This window comes from Aliivibrio salmonicida LFI1238 (assembly GCF_000196495.1).
GTDB classification, from domain to species: Bacteria; Pseudomonadota; Gammaproteobacteria; order Enterobacterales; family Vibrionaceae; genus Aliivibrio; species Aliivibrio salmonicida.
The window spans coordinates 3,249,820-3,265,001 of record NC_011312.1 but is presented as its reverse complement, the minus strand read 5'-3'; the positions used below and the strand labels follow the sequence as shown (position 1 = coordinate 3,265,001).

General features: G+C 39.4%; 13 protein-coding genes and 1 pseudogene. 1 reads left to right on the top strand and 13 read right to left on the bottom strand.

The genetic code is table 11. The features are described 5' to 3' along the window. From neuC to hemB, 10 genes and pseudogenes are all read right to left on the bottom strand, one after another. Positions 1-1,167 (bottom strand): UDP-N-acetylglucosamine 2-epimerase, encoded by a 1,167-nt coding sequence (neuC, locus tag VSAL_RS15835; RefSeq protein WP_012551410.1) that lies wholly within the window; start codon positions 1,165-1,167, stop codon positions 1-3. Then, positions 1,167-2,420 carry a cytidylyltransferase domain-containing protein gene (locus VSAL_RS15830; protein WP_012551409.1) on the bottom strand — a complete coding sequence of 418 codons (1,254 nt, stop codon included), beginning with the start codon at positions 2,418-2,420 and terminating at the stop codon, positions 1,167-1,169. Before VSAL_RS15830 ends, neuC begins: the two co-directional genes overlap by 1 nt. 4 nt (positions 2,421-2,424) lie before the next feature. After that, positions 2,425-3,465 (bottom strand): N-acetylneuraminate synthase, encoded by a 1,041-nt coding sequence (gene neuB / locus VSAL_RS15825; protein WP_012551408.1) that lies wholly within the window; start codon positions 3,463-3,465, stop codon positions 2,425-2,427. A gap of 24 nt (positions 3,466-3,489) precedes the next feature. Further along, the gene (locus tag VSAL_RS15820; protein ID WP_012551407.1) at positions 3,490-4,113 is read right to left on the bottom strand and encodes an acetyltransferase; all 624 of its coding nucleotides are present in this window, start codon (positions 4,111-4,113) and stop codon (positions 3,490-3,492) included. Positions 4,114-4,317: 204 nt separating this feature from the next. After that, positions 4,318-5,430, bottom strand: coding sequence for an ISAs1-like element ISVsa13 family transposase (locus VSAL_RS15815; RefSeq protein WP_012551406.1), 1,113 nt, complete (start codon positions 5,428-5,430; stop codon positions 4,318-4,320). 483 nt (positions 5,431-5,913) lie between these two features. Next, positions 5,914-6,222 carry a hypothetical protein gene (locus VSAL_RS15810; RefSeq protein ID WP_012551405.1) on the bottom strand — a complete coding sequence of 103 codons (309 nt, stop codon included), beginning with the start codon at positions 6,220-6,222 and terminating at the stop codon, positions 5,914-5,916. Positions 6,223-6,707: 485 nt separating this feature from the next. Then, positions 6,708-8,160 (bottom strand): annotated as a pseudogene (tnpC, locus tag VSAL_RS15805) (IS66 family transposase). Between the two features lie 71 nt (positions 8,161-8,231). Then, positions 8,232-8,579, bottom strand: a complete 348-nt coding sequence (tnpB, locus tag VSAL_RS15800) for an IS66 family insertion sequence element accessory protein TnpB (protein ID WP_012548924.1) — start codon at positions 8,577-8,579, stop codon at positions 8,232-8,234. Further along, positions 8,576-8,845 carry an IS66 family insertion sequence element accessory protein TnpA gene (gene tnpA, locus VSAL_RS15795; protein ID WP_012549325.1) on the bottom strand — a complete coding sequence of 90 codons (270 nt, stop codon included), beginning with the start codon at positions 8,843-8,845 and terminating at the stop codon, positions 8,576-8,578. The genes tnpB and tnpA overlap by 4 nt, the downstream gene beginning before the upstream one ends. A 297-nt stretch (positions 8,846-9,142) precedes the next feature. Then, the gene (hemB, locus tag VSAL_RS15790) at positions 9,143-10,159 is read right to left on the bottom strand and encodes a porphobilinogen synthase (protein WP_012551404.1); all 1,017 of its coding nucleotides are present in this window, start codon (positions 10,157-10,159) and stop codon (positions 9,143-9,145) included. A gap of 168 nt (positions 10,160-10,327) precedes the next feature. Here hemB and VSAL_RS15785 point away from each other — a divergent pair, with 168 nt between their 5' ends. Next, positions 10,328-11,089, top strand: coding sequence for a TatD family hydrolase (locus VSAL_RS15785; protein ID WP_044583347.1), 762 nt, complete (start codon positions 10,328-10,330; stop codon positions 11,087-11,089). Between the two features lie 1,873 nt (positions 11,090-12,962). Here VSAL_RS15785 and VSAL_RS15775 read toward each other — a convergent pair. The 3 genes from VSAL_RS15775 to tatB all read right to left on the bottom strand — a co-directional run bounded on the left by VSAL_RS15775 (position 12,963) and on the right by tatB (position 15,180). Further along, positions 12,963-13,844: an IS982-like element ISVsa6 family transposase gene (locus VSAL_RS15775; protein ID WP_012548944.1), complete on the bottom strand. Its 882-nt coding sequence runs from the start codon at positions 13,842-13,844 to the stop codon at positions 12,963-12,965. Positions 13,845-14,044: 200 nt separating this feature from the next. Continuing rightward, positions 14,045-14,800, bottom strand: a complete 756-nt coding sequence (gene tatC / locus VSAL_RS15770; RefSeq protein ID WP_012551402.1) for a twin-arginine translocase subunit TatC — start codon at positions 14,798-14,800, stop codon at positions 14,045-14,047. 2 nt (positions 14,801-14,802) lie between these two features. After that, positions 14,803-15,180: a Sec-independent protein translocase protein TatB gene (tatB, locus tag VSAL_RS15765; protein WP_012551401.1), complete on the bottom strand. Its 378-nt coding sequence runs from the start codon at positions 15,178-15,180 to the stop codon at positions 14,803-14,805. Positions 15,181-15,182: the final 2 nt, after the last annotated feature.

The window sequence follows — 15,182 nt, the reverse complement described above, 5'->3', positions numbered from 1 at the left end:
TCACTGATTATTTATGTTTAGATCGTAAAAATCTTTACATAATGGTACTGATGACTGCATAAACTGTTTAATTTCAGTCAAAGCATTTTCTAATACTGCTTGTTGATAATATGGATTAGCAGCCTTCTGTACTGTATGTTGAAATACTACCGACTGGCTATCCGTAACCGAAGCTAAAATAGCCTCAGCTGTACATTCACAATCAATGACCGTGTCACCTCGTACGCGACCTTTCTGCCGTTCTCCGATATTAATCGTCGGCACTTTTAATGAAGGCACTTCGATTAAACCAGATGATGAGTTGCCAATTAGGCCTTGTGCATACTTATTTAGTGCTAAATATTCTTCAGGCTTAACAGACGTCATATAGCGAGAGTTCGTCTCATCGCAGAACGCCTTAACTTTAACTGTAATTTCATCAGCACCGGTGTCTGAGTTTGAACCAATAAAAATAAGGTCGTACTTTAGTGTTAATGTTTTAAGCGCCAAGAGTAATGCGTTCATCTGTTCAGCAAGCGGTGTGTCCGTTAAGGTTTCAGGATGGAATACCACCATAAAATAAGGATTTTGCAGTGATCCAAAACGATTTTCTAACATCTGTTTTGTCGGTAAATCCATTAGTAGGCTGTTTTCTGCCCCTAATGCACCAATGTTAAATACACTATCAGGATGCTCGCCCATTTGAATAATACGCTGACGATACTCTTCTGTAGAAGCTAAATGCAATTTACTCATTTTGGTAATAGCATGACGTATAAACTCATCATAATTGCCCAATGTTTTCTCACCACCGTGTAAATGAATGATAGGTAAGTTATGCATAGCTACAGCTATCGCAACAGAGAATATCTCATAGCGATCACCTAATATCATTACAGCATCAAATTTATTGTCTTGAAAATACTGACCAAATTCAGCCTGACAGATAGACATTGAAGCTAAAATATTGGCGTTATTTTCAGTGTTGATATGAATATCAATCAACTTATCAATAACAAACCCATCATTTTCGATTACTTGATAAGTTAAGCCATATTTCTCGTCGCAGTGCATACCAGTAGCAACTATGGTTAATTCAATCTCACTGTCATCTTTTAGTGCCAGTAATAGTCGCTTCATAATGCCGTATTCAGCTCTAGAGCCTGTGATATAAAGTAGTCTTTTCATTACAGGGCTTCCGCTATTTCTTGCTCTAATTGTTGATATGCTTCTGGAGAAAAATGTAAACCATCATGTGTAAATTCTGCTGGTAAATTACCAAATTGGTCATAAAACGCTGAACTTAATGCCACCCAGCTCACATTGGTTAGGTGCTCGTGAAGATAATCATTTAATTCATTGATCACAGCGTTGTTGCGATCGATCCGTCCTCGCACAGGTGGCACTGAAAGCAAGTAAATCTCAACATTTGGATTAATATCAGCTAATATATTGATAATTTCAGTGATCCACTGCAGTGTTAATGCTGGTGTCCAGCCATCAATAACAATGTCATTAGTGCCGGCAAACAGCACCACTTTATCACCTAACTGAGTAAGTAAATTCGGCGTCAAGATAAAATCTAAATACTCTTTGCTGCTAATACCAGCAATACCTAAGTTATTTACCTGTAGGCTATTTAATGCATCAATATCCCAATAATCAAAAATTGAGTGGCCAATTAACGTGATAGGTAATGCGGCATTCATTGTAGACTGCTTTTCGGCAATACGCTGATGAATTGACTTTAATAGGATCTGCTGCTTATTTTTTTGCTGTTGAATACTAATAGCTAACTCAAAGTCTAACTTATCATCAATATCGACTGAATCCGCTTTATTCATAATATAAGCAATACTATCAGCACCAAAGAAATGTTTTTTACTTAAGTATTCTTGATTACGACCAATAAATATCGCGCCATTAGGACTATATTCTTTACTGTTTTGGCGGCGATAATTACTAAAATCTAAGTCAAAATACTGCAGGCTTAAATCTGTATCTATCGGCTTAATTAAATCAGCACTTTTGCCACTCTCTGCTACCGAAACCAAAAAATTCGCATAATCTGACTGCTCAAAAAGTAATGCAGCGTCTTTAATGTGTGCGCCGTGACGAAAGGGGGACGTTGGCTGCAATAATACAAAATAATCAAAACCAGATACTTTTTGCAAAATATCCTCAATGACCATGAATGAGGTTGCACTATCAGATGCTAACGCGTCGCTACGCATCATCACTTCTGCACCATATTGCTCGGCAATACTCTTGTATTCTTGCGAGTCGGTTGACACTATGACTCTCTCGAAGATATCAGAATCTATTGCAGCTTCGATGGTATAGGCAATCAATGGCTTGTCTAATAACATTAAAATATTTTTATTAGCTAGCCCTTTCGAACCCGAGCGCGCTGGAATAATCGCTATCTTCTTGAGAGTCAATTTGTTATACCTCTTGTGCTACAAATTCAGAATGTGCAATTAATTGATCTTCACTGAAGTCTTGTTCTGCCGTTTTACCTAACACCTCATACCAAGACATAGGGCTAATACCATTACCCGGTCTTTTAGTAGTAATGTTATCAAGCGTAAACACATCACCTTTCTTAATATCAAACTTTGCCACTATCGATTTCCGCGCCACAATCTTATTTTTACGTTCTGAGTTTGTCACCAGTTTATCATGGCTACCTAATGCTTGCTCAACCGCACGGATCCCTTGGCATAACAATGTTAATTCTTCAGGCGTTACCGAAGCTTTATGATCTGGCCCATGAAAATTCTTATCTAAGGTAAAATGCTTTTCAATAAAAGTGATACCGTATGGGACTGATGCTATACTGGCAAAATAACCTGGCGAGTGATCCGAAAAACCAATTTTATATTGCTTAAAAGTTTCTTTAAAACCAGCAATGGAATTTAAGTTTACATCTTCAAATGCCGTTGGGTATTCGGTATTACAGTGCAGGATAGTGATCTCTTCTGGCTTCATACCATTTTTAGCAAGCACATCCAGTGCTAGCTGAATCTCTTCCACGGTAGCCATACCGGTCGAAATGACAATCTCTTTGCCTGCAATTGGCAAACGGGCAATTTTTTCTAAATAAGGCAGATTTAATAGCTCACCCGATGGGATCTTCCAGGTTTTTTGCTCACGAGATGCCAAGAAATCGATCGAATCAAAATCAAATGGCGTTGAGAATACATCAAGGCCGATCTCTTTTGCGTATTCTTCTAGCTTAATGAATTCATCATAAGGTAGTTCCAGTTTACGCGTCATCTCTAATTGAGACTCATCGTTGCCTGTTACTTTTATTTGGTATTCCGCTTTAGGTGCAAATTTAGATATTAGTTGGTCTGCTTTAAAGGTTTGGAATTTTACCGCATCCACACCGGCTTTTTTCGCTTCATCAACCATTTTTTTTGCTAAATTAAAATCACCATTATGGTTACAGCCGATTTCTGCAACAATGTAAATTTTTTTCATTATGCTATTCTCTAATTAAATTAGTTAAACGATTTCTCGAATTAAATGCGTAGGAGAACCCGCAACAACAATCTTATCGTTAATGTTCCGAATTACGACCGAACCTGAACCGATGATGCTCTGAGAACCAATTGTAATTTGCCCATTCACTACAGTGCAGCTTCCCACGAAGGTTCTATCGCCGACTACAACATCACCATTAAGTACGACATTCGTTGATATATTTGTGCAGCAACCAATTACATTACCATGCTCAATCAAAGAGCGGGTGTTAACGACTACGCCATCTTGTAATCTTGAATCACTATTAATGATGCACATTTTACCAATATAAATGCCTTCACCTAATTCAACATTGCGGGAGACCATCGCACTAGAGTCAATAATATTAATGAGTTTAAGTTGCTTTTCTTTTAGTAAATGAAGGAAGTTGTAACGAGAATGAGGTTCGCCCACTCCTATGAAATATACGTAATTGTCAGGATTCAATATTCCATTAATATCGTTAGCAATAATCGGATAATCCTGATGATAACCTTGCTTATAAGTATCAATAAAACCAACTAGTTCTACTTCGGTATGGTTGATACTATCGATTATCGATTTAGCAAAACCACCTGCGCCTATGATTAATAGTTTCTTTTTCATGAATGCTTTTTACTCACGCTAGATTTAATCTATTTATTATGAAAAAACAAAGCTCATAATTTCACTTGTGATTAAGGCCCTAGATTCTCGATATAAACGACACTCGCATAGTTGTAGTTATAACAATAATACTGGACATCTGCTTTTTATCGCTTTCAGAATTGAGCTGAGACACTTTTTATCCCAGGGCAACCGCATGAGTGTTTAGTTTTTAGACAACCCCGCAATCAACACGTTTTCCAGCATTGATATATTCATTAAACAACGCTTTTGTTTTCCGACGATACTCACTTTCGTTGGCTCAACCCGAAGCATATTCAGAGCCATGTGACGTAGACAGGATAGATTTTCCGCACCGTTATCTTTGTATATCTGACAGGCATCTTCATTCATACTAACGTCAAGTATCCAGTGCATCGACTCTATGCCCCAATGCTCACGAACAGCATTAGCTGCTTGCTCTGCTGTTAATGTTTTCGAGCTAATGTAATAGCGATATTCTAGCCCTATGGATTTTCCTTTTTTATACCGGAAACTCTCAACCATGATGATGTTTTTTAACCCTGTCCAACGAGAGAAATTACCTTCTAAAACATCACTGTTGAGCACATAGCACTGGCGTGACTCTACACGGCCATGGCCATTCTCGAATTCTATGTCTTGCGCTGTCGTAGCTCTTTGATGACTAAACGCTTTCTCTACCGCTTTACGCAGTTGACCTTGGTTGTTTTTAACCGCAAGCAAGTAGTCTCCGTCTTGATTAACTATGGCTTTGGCAATTTTTGTTTGGCATGCCATCGCATCGATGGTGACTAGAGCACCACGTAAGTCTAGCATCTTTAAAAGTTCAGGAATGGCGGTAATTTCATTGCTCTTTTGGTCGGTTTTTATCTGTCCAAGCACCAGTTTATTCGAAGAGGCGTAAGCACTTATCATATGGATTGTGCTGGCTCGGTCTTCTCGGTTGTATGAGCCGCGAAGTGTTTTACCATCAATTGCGATCACTTGACCTTCAGTCAAAGTATGTACTGATTGCATCCAGTTCAAAAAACATTCGTGAAACTGCACCGGCTCTATCGTTGATATGATCCGAGCAATAGTATCGTCAGCAGGAATATCAACCATGAACATATCGTTCTTTTGAAACCAATGGTGATGGCCTTGAATGTACTCTCGAATGTCAAACCAGCCTTTAGCACCGGCGATCACAGCGCAAAGAGAACCAAATAAAACGTCAAACAGAGGGTAAGTAACTTTCGCACTTTGGCGTTGATCAGCAATGATTTTAAAATGCTCTTTGAAGCTGTCGATATGCATACTGGCTCCCTAAAAAAGGAGTATAAGATCACAAGTAAATGAGATCGTCAAACCGATCTTTTTTGTTTAAAAAACGTTCACGATCTTGCCCTGCTTTTTATCCATTTTGAGACACTCTAATCAGACTATCTCACTGTAATTATTTGAAAATGCCTATTTCTTCAACTTGTTCCAATAGGCCATTCAAACAATCCAGACACGCTACCGCCCGCAGGTGATCGCGTATTCCTGACGCATGAAATTCATAGATGTGTGTTTTTCAGAAACTATACGCAGTACTAACTAAAACGCTTTGCTCTGAAAACAATAAAATCATAAGTAAAAAAGAGCCGAATAAACGACTCTAGCTCTTATGGCAGCGAAGCGAACTAGTCTCTAGTCTCTAGTCTCTAGTCTCTAGTCTCTAGTCTCTAGTCTCTAGTCTTCTGCATTTTATCCCATTTCTTCACATAATACACCCTGTTTTCCTATTAATATCACTCTTTAACTTGCCATTATTTGAAATATTATGCGTATTTGTGCGCTCTGTATGTATTGGTTTCCTAACCGATACATCGTGGGTTTATCTGTTTCATTAATGGCATCTATATCAATAAAGATACTGGCGTTTCTCAAAACAGAGCGAAATGCGTATTCACCGTGCATTGATAACTGTTGGCAAATGTATGCTTTGCTTATCGGAGTCGGGTAGACTTTCTGCATTAGATCTAGCAGCTCTCGCGGGCGGCCATTCGCTAATGTAATATGCCTTGCTAAAATTTGTTGTTTTTCAGATTGTTTTAATATCTTCATTCGCGGTCCATAGCTTATTTATTCGGTCTTATTTTTGTATTTACTTATTGTTGCTTTTCTCTAACATGGCTTGAATGCGGTGCTCTATGGGTTCTTTTGTTCCGCTTTTTCTATGAGCGTTCACCAAGACATCAATGTGCCTTATCGGTAATCCAATGGTTGATGCTGAGTTGTCTATTGGCTGATAAGTGGGTTTATGGCTTTTTCCTTTAGAGGAAGAGAGGGTTTTGGCGCTGCGTCGTAGCCAGTTGTTAACAAAATGCCCTAACTGCTCAGGCGGCGCTGTTTATTGGGGTGAACGACTAACTGTTGTGACCCCCTCTGTGGGTGTGTCAGCTTCCTCCTCCTCAGTGCGTAAACTGCACACCTCAATATGGCTATCTTTTGGAATACGCAGTTGATACAAGTTACTTCGCTGTCGCCCTCGTTTATCAAACCGTTTTACTCGCTCTACAAAACCTAACGTTTCGTAAGCGTGCGGGGAACTACACCTTGTCTTTTACATTCCAAGGTAAAAGTGAATCGATATCTGGCGATCCAACACATAAACGATCTAGACAATACCTAATATAATCGTAAGGGATTAATCCGTTTGCCTTTGCTGTTTCTACAATGCTGTAAAGCATTGCACTTGAATCTGCACCAGCCGTTGAACCCGAAAATAACCAGTTTTTCCGGCCGATAACAAACGGTTTAACCGCTCGCTCTGCTCGATTGTTATCAATAGATAACAATCCATCATCAATATAACGAACTAATTTATCCCATTGATTTAATGTATAGCTAATCGCCTCACCTAATTTTGTTTTAGGTGATACTCGACTAACTGCGCTATCAAGCCAATCACGGAGCTCTTTAAGTAAATCGCGGGCTTCTGTCTGCCTAGCAACATACTTGGCTTCAGGGGAAGCCTCTTTTAATAACGATTCGATCCGGTATAGCTTTTGGATTTTACTCAATACCCAATCTGCACTCCCTGTTTTCCCTTTTACTTGAACACGTTGAGCCTCAATAAATCGTCGACGTGCGTGTGCCCAACAGCCAACTAAAATCGCTTCAGTTTGTTCATAACCTTGGTAACCATCGGTATGTAAATACCCGTTATAACCTTTTAAAAAGTTAACTGGATGGTAGCCATGCCTGCTAGATTGATAATCATAAAGTACAATTCCAGGCAAAACACCAGAGCCTGGAGAATCATAGCCAGAGCAGTAGACCCACATATAACATTTTGCTTTTTCAACATCCAACACATTTACCGTTGTTTCATCACAATGCAGAGTGGGTTGTTCAAGCAAAATACGATGTAACTCGTTATTAAGAGGGGTAAATAGTACCGAGCATTTTATTAACCAATCCGCCATCGTTCGCCGTCCAATAATGATACCCCATTGCTGAAATAACGTTTCTTGACGATAAAGTGGAAGACTGTATTGAAATTTAGCCGTAATAATTTGAGCAAGTAAACTTGCGGTCGCAATCCCTTTAGGGATTGGTGACGCTGGCATTGGGGCTTGTTTAATGTCTACTGAAGTATTGTTTTTTTCACAATTTCGGCAAGCATATTTAGGACGAACATGTTGAATAACTTCCACTTTAGCTGGTACAAATTCCAACTTTTCACTGATGTCTTTACCCATCGCATGCATCTCTAGACCGCAACACTTACAAGTTTTATCTTTTATGTCGTGGATAATAACAGTACGCGGTAAGTCTTCAGGTAATCGTTTGTGTGTCATCATTTTCAATGATGATTTCTTCTTCTGTTTCATTGAATAAATCAAATTGAGTCGAGTCAGATTCACTGCTTTTACCAAAGCGCTGATGTTGAGCCAGTCGAAATTGCTCTAGAAGACGGTTATATTTATTTTCAAGCTGAAGCACAAGTGCTTTCAGCTCGTCAATGGTATCAGGAAGTGGTTTTATTTTATCAGTCATGTAGATGACTATATAACGATAATACAGGTAATCAATCGGTTGCCTCCTATTCTTGACTGAGAATCAACTATTTAAAGGGTTGTTTGATAATGTACCGGTTGATGTCCTAAGATATCAAAACCTTGTAATAGCAGTGTCAGTTGCTGCTCTGATAATGCTAACGTATCGTTATTTATATTTCGTGGCCATTTGAAGCGGTCTTCATCTAATCGCTTGTACCATAAAGCGAATCCTGTTTTATCCCAATACAATATTTTGAGTTTATCACGAGGCTTATTGCAAAATATAAATAGAGCATCACTAAACGGTGATAGTTGCATTTCTTGCTCAACAATCACGACAAGGCCATTAATGGCCTTGCGAAAATCGACAAAATCACGATGAAGATAAATGGTGGAAACATCAGTAAATACATTCATGATTGATACCCTTTTAATAAGAGTCCTATCCAGTGAGGTTCAGTATTAGCTGGCAATGTTAATCGCAATTTTCCGATAGAAAGTTGAATATCTGGTAATTGTGGAGTGGCGTTAATCTTTTGTTTCCATCGTGCTTTACGTGCACTAAATGTCTTTGGCAGAATATTATGGTTACGACAAAATTCAGCGGCACTAAGCTTGCTAGATTGCTGAGATTCAAATAGAGCGTGCCATTGCTCTGGTGTTCTCTTTTTATCTTTTTGCATAATTACGTTCTCGTTAAATGAAAGATCGTAAGATACGCATAATGAATTTTATTTGTTAGGTGTAGTTCCCCGCACGCTTACTCTATAAGAGCAAAATCAAGAGCTAGATTGATTCAGGATTCAGGAAAAATAAAAGCATGATGATTAACTAAAATCATCATGCTTTTTTTATTTTTTAGAAAAAAGTTAACAGCACTGAATAGCCTCTAGTTAGCGCAGCGTATAGTCTCTAGTTAACACCAAAGCTCACCACACCCACCCCTGAAACCTTTAAGCGAAGCGATCTGAACCCTGATCTTATTTCTTCTCTTCCGCCAACCACTCTGCTACGTCTTTTGCAAAGTAAGTTAGGATGCCATCAGCGCCGGCACGTTTGAAGCACAATAACGACTCCATCACCGTATCACGCTCACTCAACCAACCATTCATAATAGCGGCTTTGTGCATCGCATATTCACCTGATACTTGATAAGCAAAGGTAGGTACTTGAAGCTCAGTCTTAACACGACGAACGATGTCCAGATATGGCATACCCGGTTTCACCATGACCATGTCAGCGCCTTCATTGATGTCCATTGCTACTTCATGAATCGCTTCATCGCTGTTGGCTGGATCCATTTGGTAGTTCTTCTTGTTGCCACCTTTAAGATTCGACGAAGAACCAACGGCATCACGGAACGGCCCGTAATAACAAGAGGCATATTTTGCAGAGTACGCCATGATTTGTGTATGAACATGGCCCGCTTTTTCTAGCGCTTTACGGATTTCACCAATACGACCATCCATCATATCTGATGGTGCAACAACATCCGCACCCGCTTCAGCGTGAGAAAGTGCTTGCTTGATCAAGACTTCCGTTGTGATGTCATTCATTACGTAACCATCTTCATCGATGATCCCGTCTTGCCCATGAGTGGTGAATGGGTCTAATGCCACATCAGTGATCACGCCTAGCTCAGGAATGTGCTCTTTCAATGCTTTAACGGCACGTTGAACAAGACCTTCAGAGTTATGAGCTTCTGCTGCACATAAACTTTTTACGTCCTGAGACACAACCGGGAACAATGCAATGGCAGGGATCCCTAACTCATATAAACGCTGGGCTTCTTCAAGCAGTAAATCAATCGATAAACGATCAACGCCAGGCATAGAATCTACGCTTTCACGACGATCTTTACCCATCAGCACAAACATTGGATAGATTAAATCATTAACGGTTAGTTGGTTCTCAGCCATTAAACGACGGCTAAATTCATGCTTACGCATACGACGCATACGACGGTTTGGAAACGTACCTTGAATGGATACAGACACACTGAGCTCCTTTTGTATTTATGATGCATTCAATATATACCCATCGTCTTTTGAATCCAACTATCGCCCATAAATGTTCATCATATTTCTCTTCCTTATTCTTAGAGATCTGATTTTTGCTATGAACTTGGTATGATAGAAAGAGAATTTTATTTTAAGGCTTTTATCATGATAGATACGCACGCTCATATTTATGCAAAAGAATTCGATGACGATCGTGATGCGGTTGTTCAGCGAGCTTTAGAACAAGGTATTAATCAAATATTACTGCCAAATATCGATCTAGCATCCATTGAACCTATGCTTCAAACAGAAGCCGCTTACCCTGACATTTGCCGCTCAATGATGGGCTTACACCCTTGCTATGTGAACGCCGATGTTAAGCAAACTCTCGCAACTATTCACGCATGGTTTGAGAAGCACAACTTCATTGCAGTAGGTGAAATAGGTATTGACCTATACTGGGACAAAACCTTTAAAGCTGAACAAGAGATGGCATTTATCACCCAATTAAACTGGGCAAAAGAGATGACGTTGCCTGTTGTTATTCATACTCGTGATTCTATTGAAGAAACATTAAGCCTTCTAAAAAAAGAACAGGATGGCTCGTTATCAGGCACATTCCACTGTTTTGGCGGCTCGGTTGACGAAGCAAAAGCAATCAATGATCTAGGCTTTCATTTAGGATTAGGCGGTGTTTCTACCTTTAAAAATGGCGGAATGGATAAAATCATTCCTCACTTGAATATGGATTACTTAATTCTAGAGACCGATTGCCCATATTTAGCACCAGTACCACACCGTGGTAAGCGTAATGAGCCAGCGTACACACAATTAGTCGCGCAACGTGTGGCTGATTTACGTGAAATGAGCTTGGCCGATGTCGATGCGATTACGACGAAAAATGCGAAAAGACTTTTTGAGATTTAAGAGAAAAAATAGAGTTCAGAGGTGATTGTCGTAAATGATTAATACAACTAGAAACGATACGCTTCGCTAACTATAAGATCAAAAAAATACTGAACAATTAAACCCTGCATTCACAACCCCTCCTAGCCTCCCCTTATATCGACATTGGTGATCACATAAGATATTTACTCAAGGGGAGGAACGGTATTGTGATCGCTGAAATATACGCAACAATGAAGGTTCTCCCCCTTTGTCTATGAATTACTGGGATCGATAATATCAATAGAAGGGGGAGTTAGAGGAGGTTGCTGATACCATATTTCATCAAGATTCTAAATCGGCTTTTGCTCTTACTAGAAGCGAAGCGTTCTAGCCTCTAGTTAGCGCAGCGTATAGGCTTTTACTTTGTCCCAAACAAGAAAAACCCCGCTAGACTCTCGTCTAACGGGGTTATAACTTTACTCGCAGCAATCCAGCTACTAATGGTGCTCCATGCATCAAATCCTTGATAGTATGCTGATTCCTTCAGCTTATTCCTTTCTCGCCATCCTAGCGGTGTCCTTGATCTTATCCTGATCCGTTAACAATCCGTCGTTAACTCTCTTCGCTTGTTCCTTGAGCGGTATCCTTTACATCATCCTGATGTGCAATCCGTTTTGCCTCAATCCTAGAGGTGTCCATCGTCTTTCCTTAGTAGCAACCATCCTAGTTACTATTGCGTCCATTCAATGTCCATTTTGCTATCCATGCCAATTACTTATCCTAAGTAACCGAGTGCCTCATCCTGAAGCGTACCAAATCCGTGGCTAATTCCTGTTCCGTGTCAGTATCCTTCCGACACCAGTAAGATTACGCTTTTCATTATTTTCAGCAATAGACTAAATTCAAATTTTTGCAAAAAGAATTATCGCCCTTTCTTTACAGTAGATAATTTAACTTAATATCAATAAGTTACTAAATAACCGATTGTATTTATCCATAAATAAAGCGAAAAAGCGCACTTATTTGTAAGAGATCTCGCACACGAGTAATGGGGTTTTGGGAATAAGGATTCAGATCGCTTCGCTAGAGGTTTCAGGAAGAGTCTATACGCTGCGCTAACTAGAGGCTAGACCGCGTCACTTCTATAAGAGAAAAATCTGATTCTTTAACGCTGTTATTCCAACGTCACAACACTCGCTCTTATAGTATCTAGTTATCGAAGCGTATAGTTTCTAGCGAATATAGATAAACTCATCACACATCCCCCAGAAACCTTTAAGGGAGCTTGCGACCAATCTGAACCCTGCTCTTACTTTGCCCAAAACAAGAAAAACCCCGCTAGACTCTCGTCTAACGGGGTTATAACTTTACTCGCAGCAATCCCGCTACTAATGGTGCTCCATGCATCAAATCCTTGATAGTATGCTGATTCCTTCAGCTTATTCCTTTCTCGCCATCCTAGCGGTGTCCATCGCCTTTCCTTAGTAGTAACCATCCTAGCTACTATTGCGTCCATTCAATGTCCATTTTGCTATCCTTGCCGATTACTCATCCTAAGTAACCGAGTGCCTCATCCTGAAGCGTACCAAATCCTTGGCTAGTTCCTGTTCCGTGTCAGTATCCTTCCGACACCAATAAGATTACGCTTTTCGCTTTTTTCAGCAATAGACTATTTCACTATTTTTGCAAAAAAAAATATGAGATATTCATCAATGAAAATAAAATACTTTAAATTCAATAGTTTAATTAAAATCCACGTTAATAAGTGCAAAAATAAAGCGTTAAATCTCACTCCCTTGTGAGAGATCTCGCACAAGCCCTTTCCATTTTGTCTCTTAGTCTTCGTATAGCAGGAAAAATGAAGCGTGACGATGATCACTTTACATAACCTGAATTCTGGATAAAACATGCTTTAAGCGAGGATTAGTTCAAATTCACATTCTGATAGCTTAATTCGTGGCTTTTGTTTTTTTAAACAATAAGCCACAACGCCTGAAATTACATTTAGCATGAAACCAGTCACGCTACGATGACGGCTATGTTCAATTTGAGAGATATTCTTCAATTGGTCATTTATCGTTTCGATAATGTATCTCTTTGATAACATAGCCTTATCAAAAGCACTTATCTCTTTTGCTTTCATGTTTTTTCGCGAGGTAGTCACTAAATCGACATCAGAGTTCTTTAAGCTCTCACTCAACTTTTTACCTATGTACCCTTTATCAGCGTACAATTTCCCCGAGAGTTCTTTGCATAAATCAGGTACAGGAGTCCTATCATTTACATTGCCAGCTGTGATTTTCAGCGAAATAATTTCTCCAAGATGGTTAATCAATAAATGAAGTTTGAAGCCGAAAAACCATCCCATGGTACCTTTTCCTCTTTTCGCAACACCATCAAAGACTTTATGGCGAGGAATTCGAATGTTATGGCATACTTTAAGACTCGTGGAGTCAACAAAAGCAATGCCAGTCGGCTTACCTTTGATAGATTGAAAATAGGCACACATTGGGGCGATTAGGCTAGGCATTTTGCTCACAAATCGAGTGTAGCTAAGTAAATTTGGAAAGTATCCTTTCCAATATTGATGAACTAACCCGATATAGAAGTTCTTGAAATCTCTATGATTTGATTGATGAAAAGCGATGACAATAGTCATACATTCACTAGTAGACATTACTGACTGACGTTTTCTTTTTCTCTCACTAGCCTCAACAAGGTATTTTTCCCATTGAGATAAGAATTGATAACAAAAATCATCGACATCACAAAATATATCAACTAATTTATTCATCTTGCCCACCTTTTAAAATACGTTCAAATAATTCTTGGTCGAAAGATCTGATCGTTAGGTGGGCAATTAGTTCAGCCTTATCCAGAATTCAGGTTACATACTTTCTCATCAACACAAGACCCGATTTGAAATCCAAAAATCAGGCATAAAAAAAGCGCTGATATAATATCAACGCTTTTTATTTTCGCTTCAATCAAGCACTACGCTTCATCTTGCTCCAAATCATCATCTGTTTTCTCTCTCACATAGAAACGAGAAAAGAACAAACCAAACTCAAACAAAATACACATAGGCACTGCAAGTAAGGTTTGAGAGATAATGTCTGGCGGTGTTAGCATCATACCAACAACAAAAGCACCCACGACAATATATGGACGTTTTTGTTTTAACGTTTCAGGCGTTGTCGCTCCCGTCCAACATAATAAAATGATGGCAACAGGAATTTCAAACGCAATACCAAACGCTAAAAACAATGCTAATACAAAATCAAGGTAACTGGAGATATCCGTCGCTACTTGTACGCCTTCCGGTGCAATGTTCGTAAAGAAACTAAACACCAATGGAAACACAATAAAGTAGGCGAAAGAAACACCTGCATAAAACAGCATTGAGCTTGAAAACAGTAAAGGCATGACCAATTTCTTTTCATGCTTATACAATCCAGGAGCTACAAATGCCCACACTTGATAAAGAATCACCGGAATAGCGACAAATATCGATGCCACCAAAGTCAGCTTTATAGGCGTGAAAAATGGTGACGCGACATCAGTTGCAATCATGGTTGCACCCGCTGGTAATCTTTCAACCAAAGGGGCAGATAGGAACTCATAAATGTCGTTAGCAAACCAAACTAAACCTAAAAACACCACGATAACGGCAATTAATGCCTTTAAAAGACGGTTTCTTAACTCTAGTAAATGAGTGAGCAACGGCTGAGAGTGTTCAACTGATGACATAATTACTCTGCTTTTGTTTTAGAGGTAGAGTCAGATACAACGGAAGTTTCAGTGTCTGCACTCGGTGCTTCTACTTTTTCTTCTGGTTTTGCATATGGACGAGTGACATCTGCTGCCGCTTGTTTTAACTCTTCAACTGATTTTTTAAGTTCAGGCGATAAGTCATCCATATTCATCTGTTCTGCTTTACGCAAGTTATCTTGAAGTTCTTGAATCTTCAATTCTTGAGTCAGCTCATCTTTGACGTTATTCGCCATGCTTTTTGCTGCCCCAACAAACTGCGCTACTGATCGGATCGCTTTTGGTAAACGTTCCGGTCCTAGTACCACTAGCCCAACAACAGAGATCAGTATCAGTTCCCAAAAACCGATATCAAACACGA

Coding starts and splice junctions, on each gene's coding strand:
- neuB (WP_012551408.1), bottom strand. CDS start 3,465: ATGAAAAAAATTTACATTGTTGCAGAAATCGGCTGTAACCATAATGGT.
- VSAL_RS15785 (WP_044583347.1), top strand. CDS start 10,328: ATGATAGATACGCACGCTCATATTTATGCAAAAGAATTCGATGACGAT.
- tnpA (WP_012549325.1), bottom strand. CDS start 8,845: ATGCAAAAAGATAAAAAGAGAACACCAGAGCAATGGCACGCTCTATTT.
- VSAL_RS15815 (WP_012551406.1), bottom strand. CDS start 5,430: ATGCATATCGACAGCTTCAAAGAGCATTTTAAAATCATTGCTGATCAA.
- VSAL_RS15820 (WP_012551407.1), bottom strand. CDS start 4,113: ATGAAAAAGAAACTATTAATCATAGGCGCAGGTGGTTTTGCTAAATCG.
- VSAL_RS15775 (WP_012548944.1), bottom strand. CDS start 13,844: ATGAATAAATTAGTTGATATATTTTGTGATGTCGATGATTTTTGTTAT.
- neuC (WP_012551410.1), bottom strand. CDS start 1,167: ATGAAAAGACTACTTTATATCACAGGCTCTAGAGCTGAATACGGCATT.
- tatC (WP_012551402.1), bottom strand. CDS start 14,800: ATGTCATCAGTTGAACACTCTCAGCCGTTGCTCACTCATTTACTAGAG.
- VSAL_RS15810 (WP_012551405.1), bottom strand. CDS start 6,222: ATGAAGATATTAAAACAATCTGAAAAACAACAAATTTTAGCAAGGCAT.
- tnpB (WP_012548924.1), bottom strand. CDS start 8,579: ATGAATGTATTTACTGATGTTTCCACCATTTATCTTCATCGTGATTTT.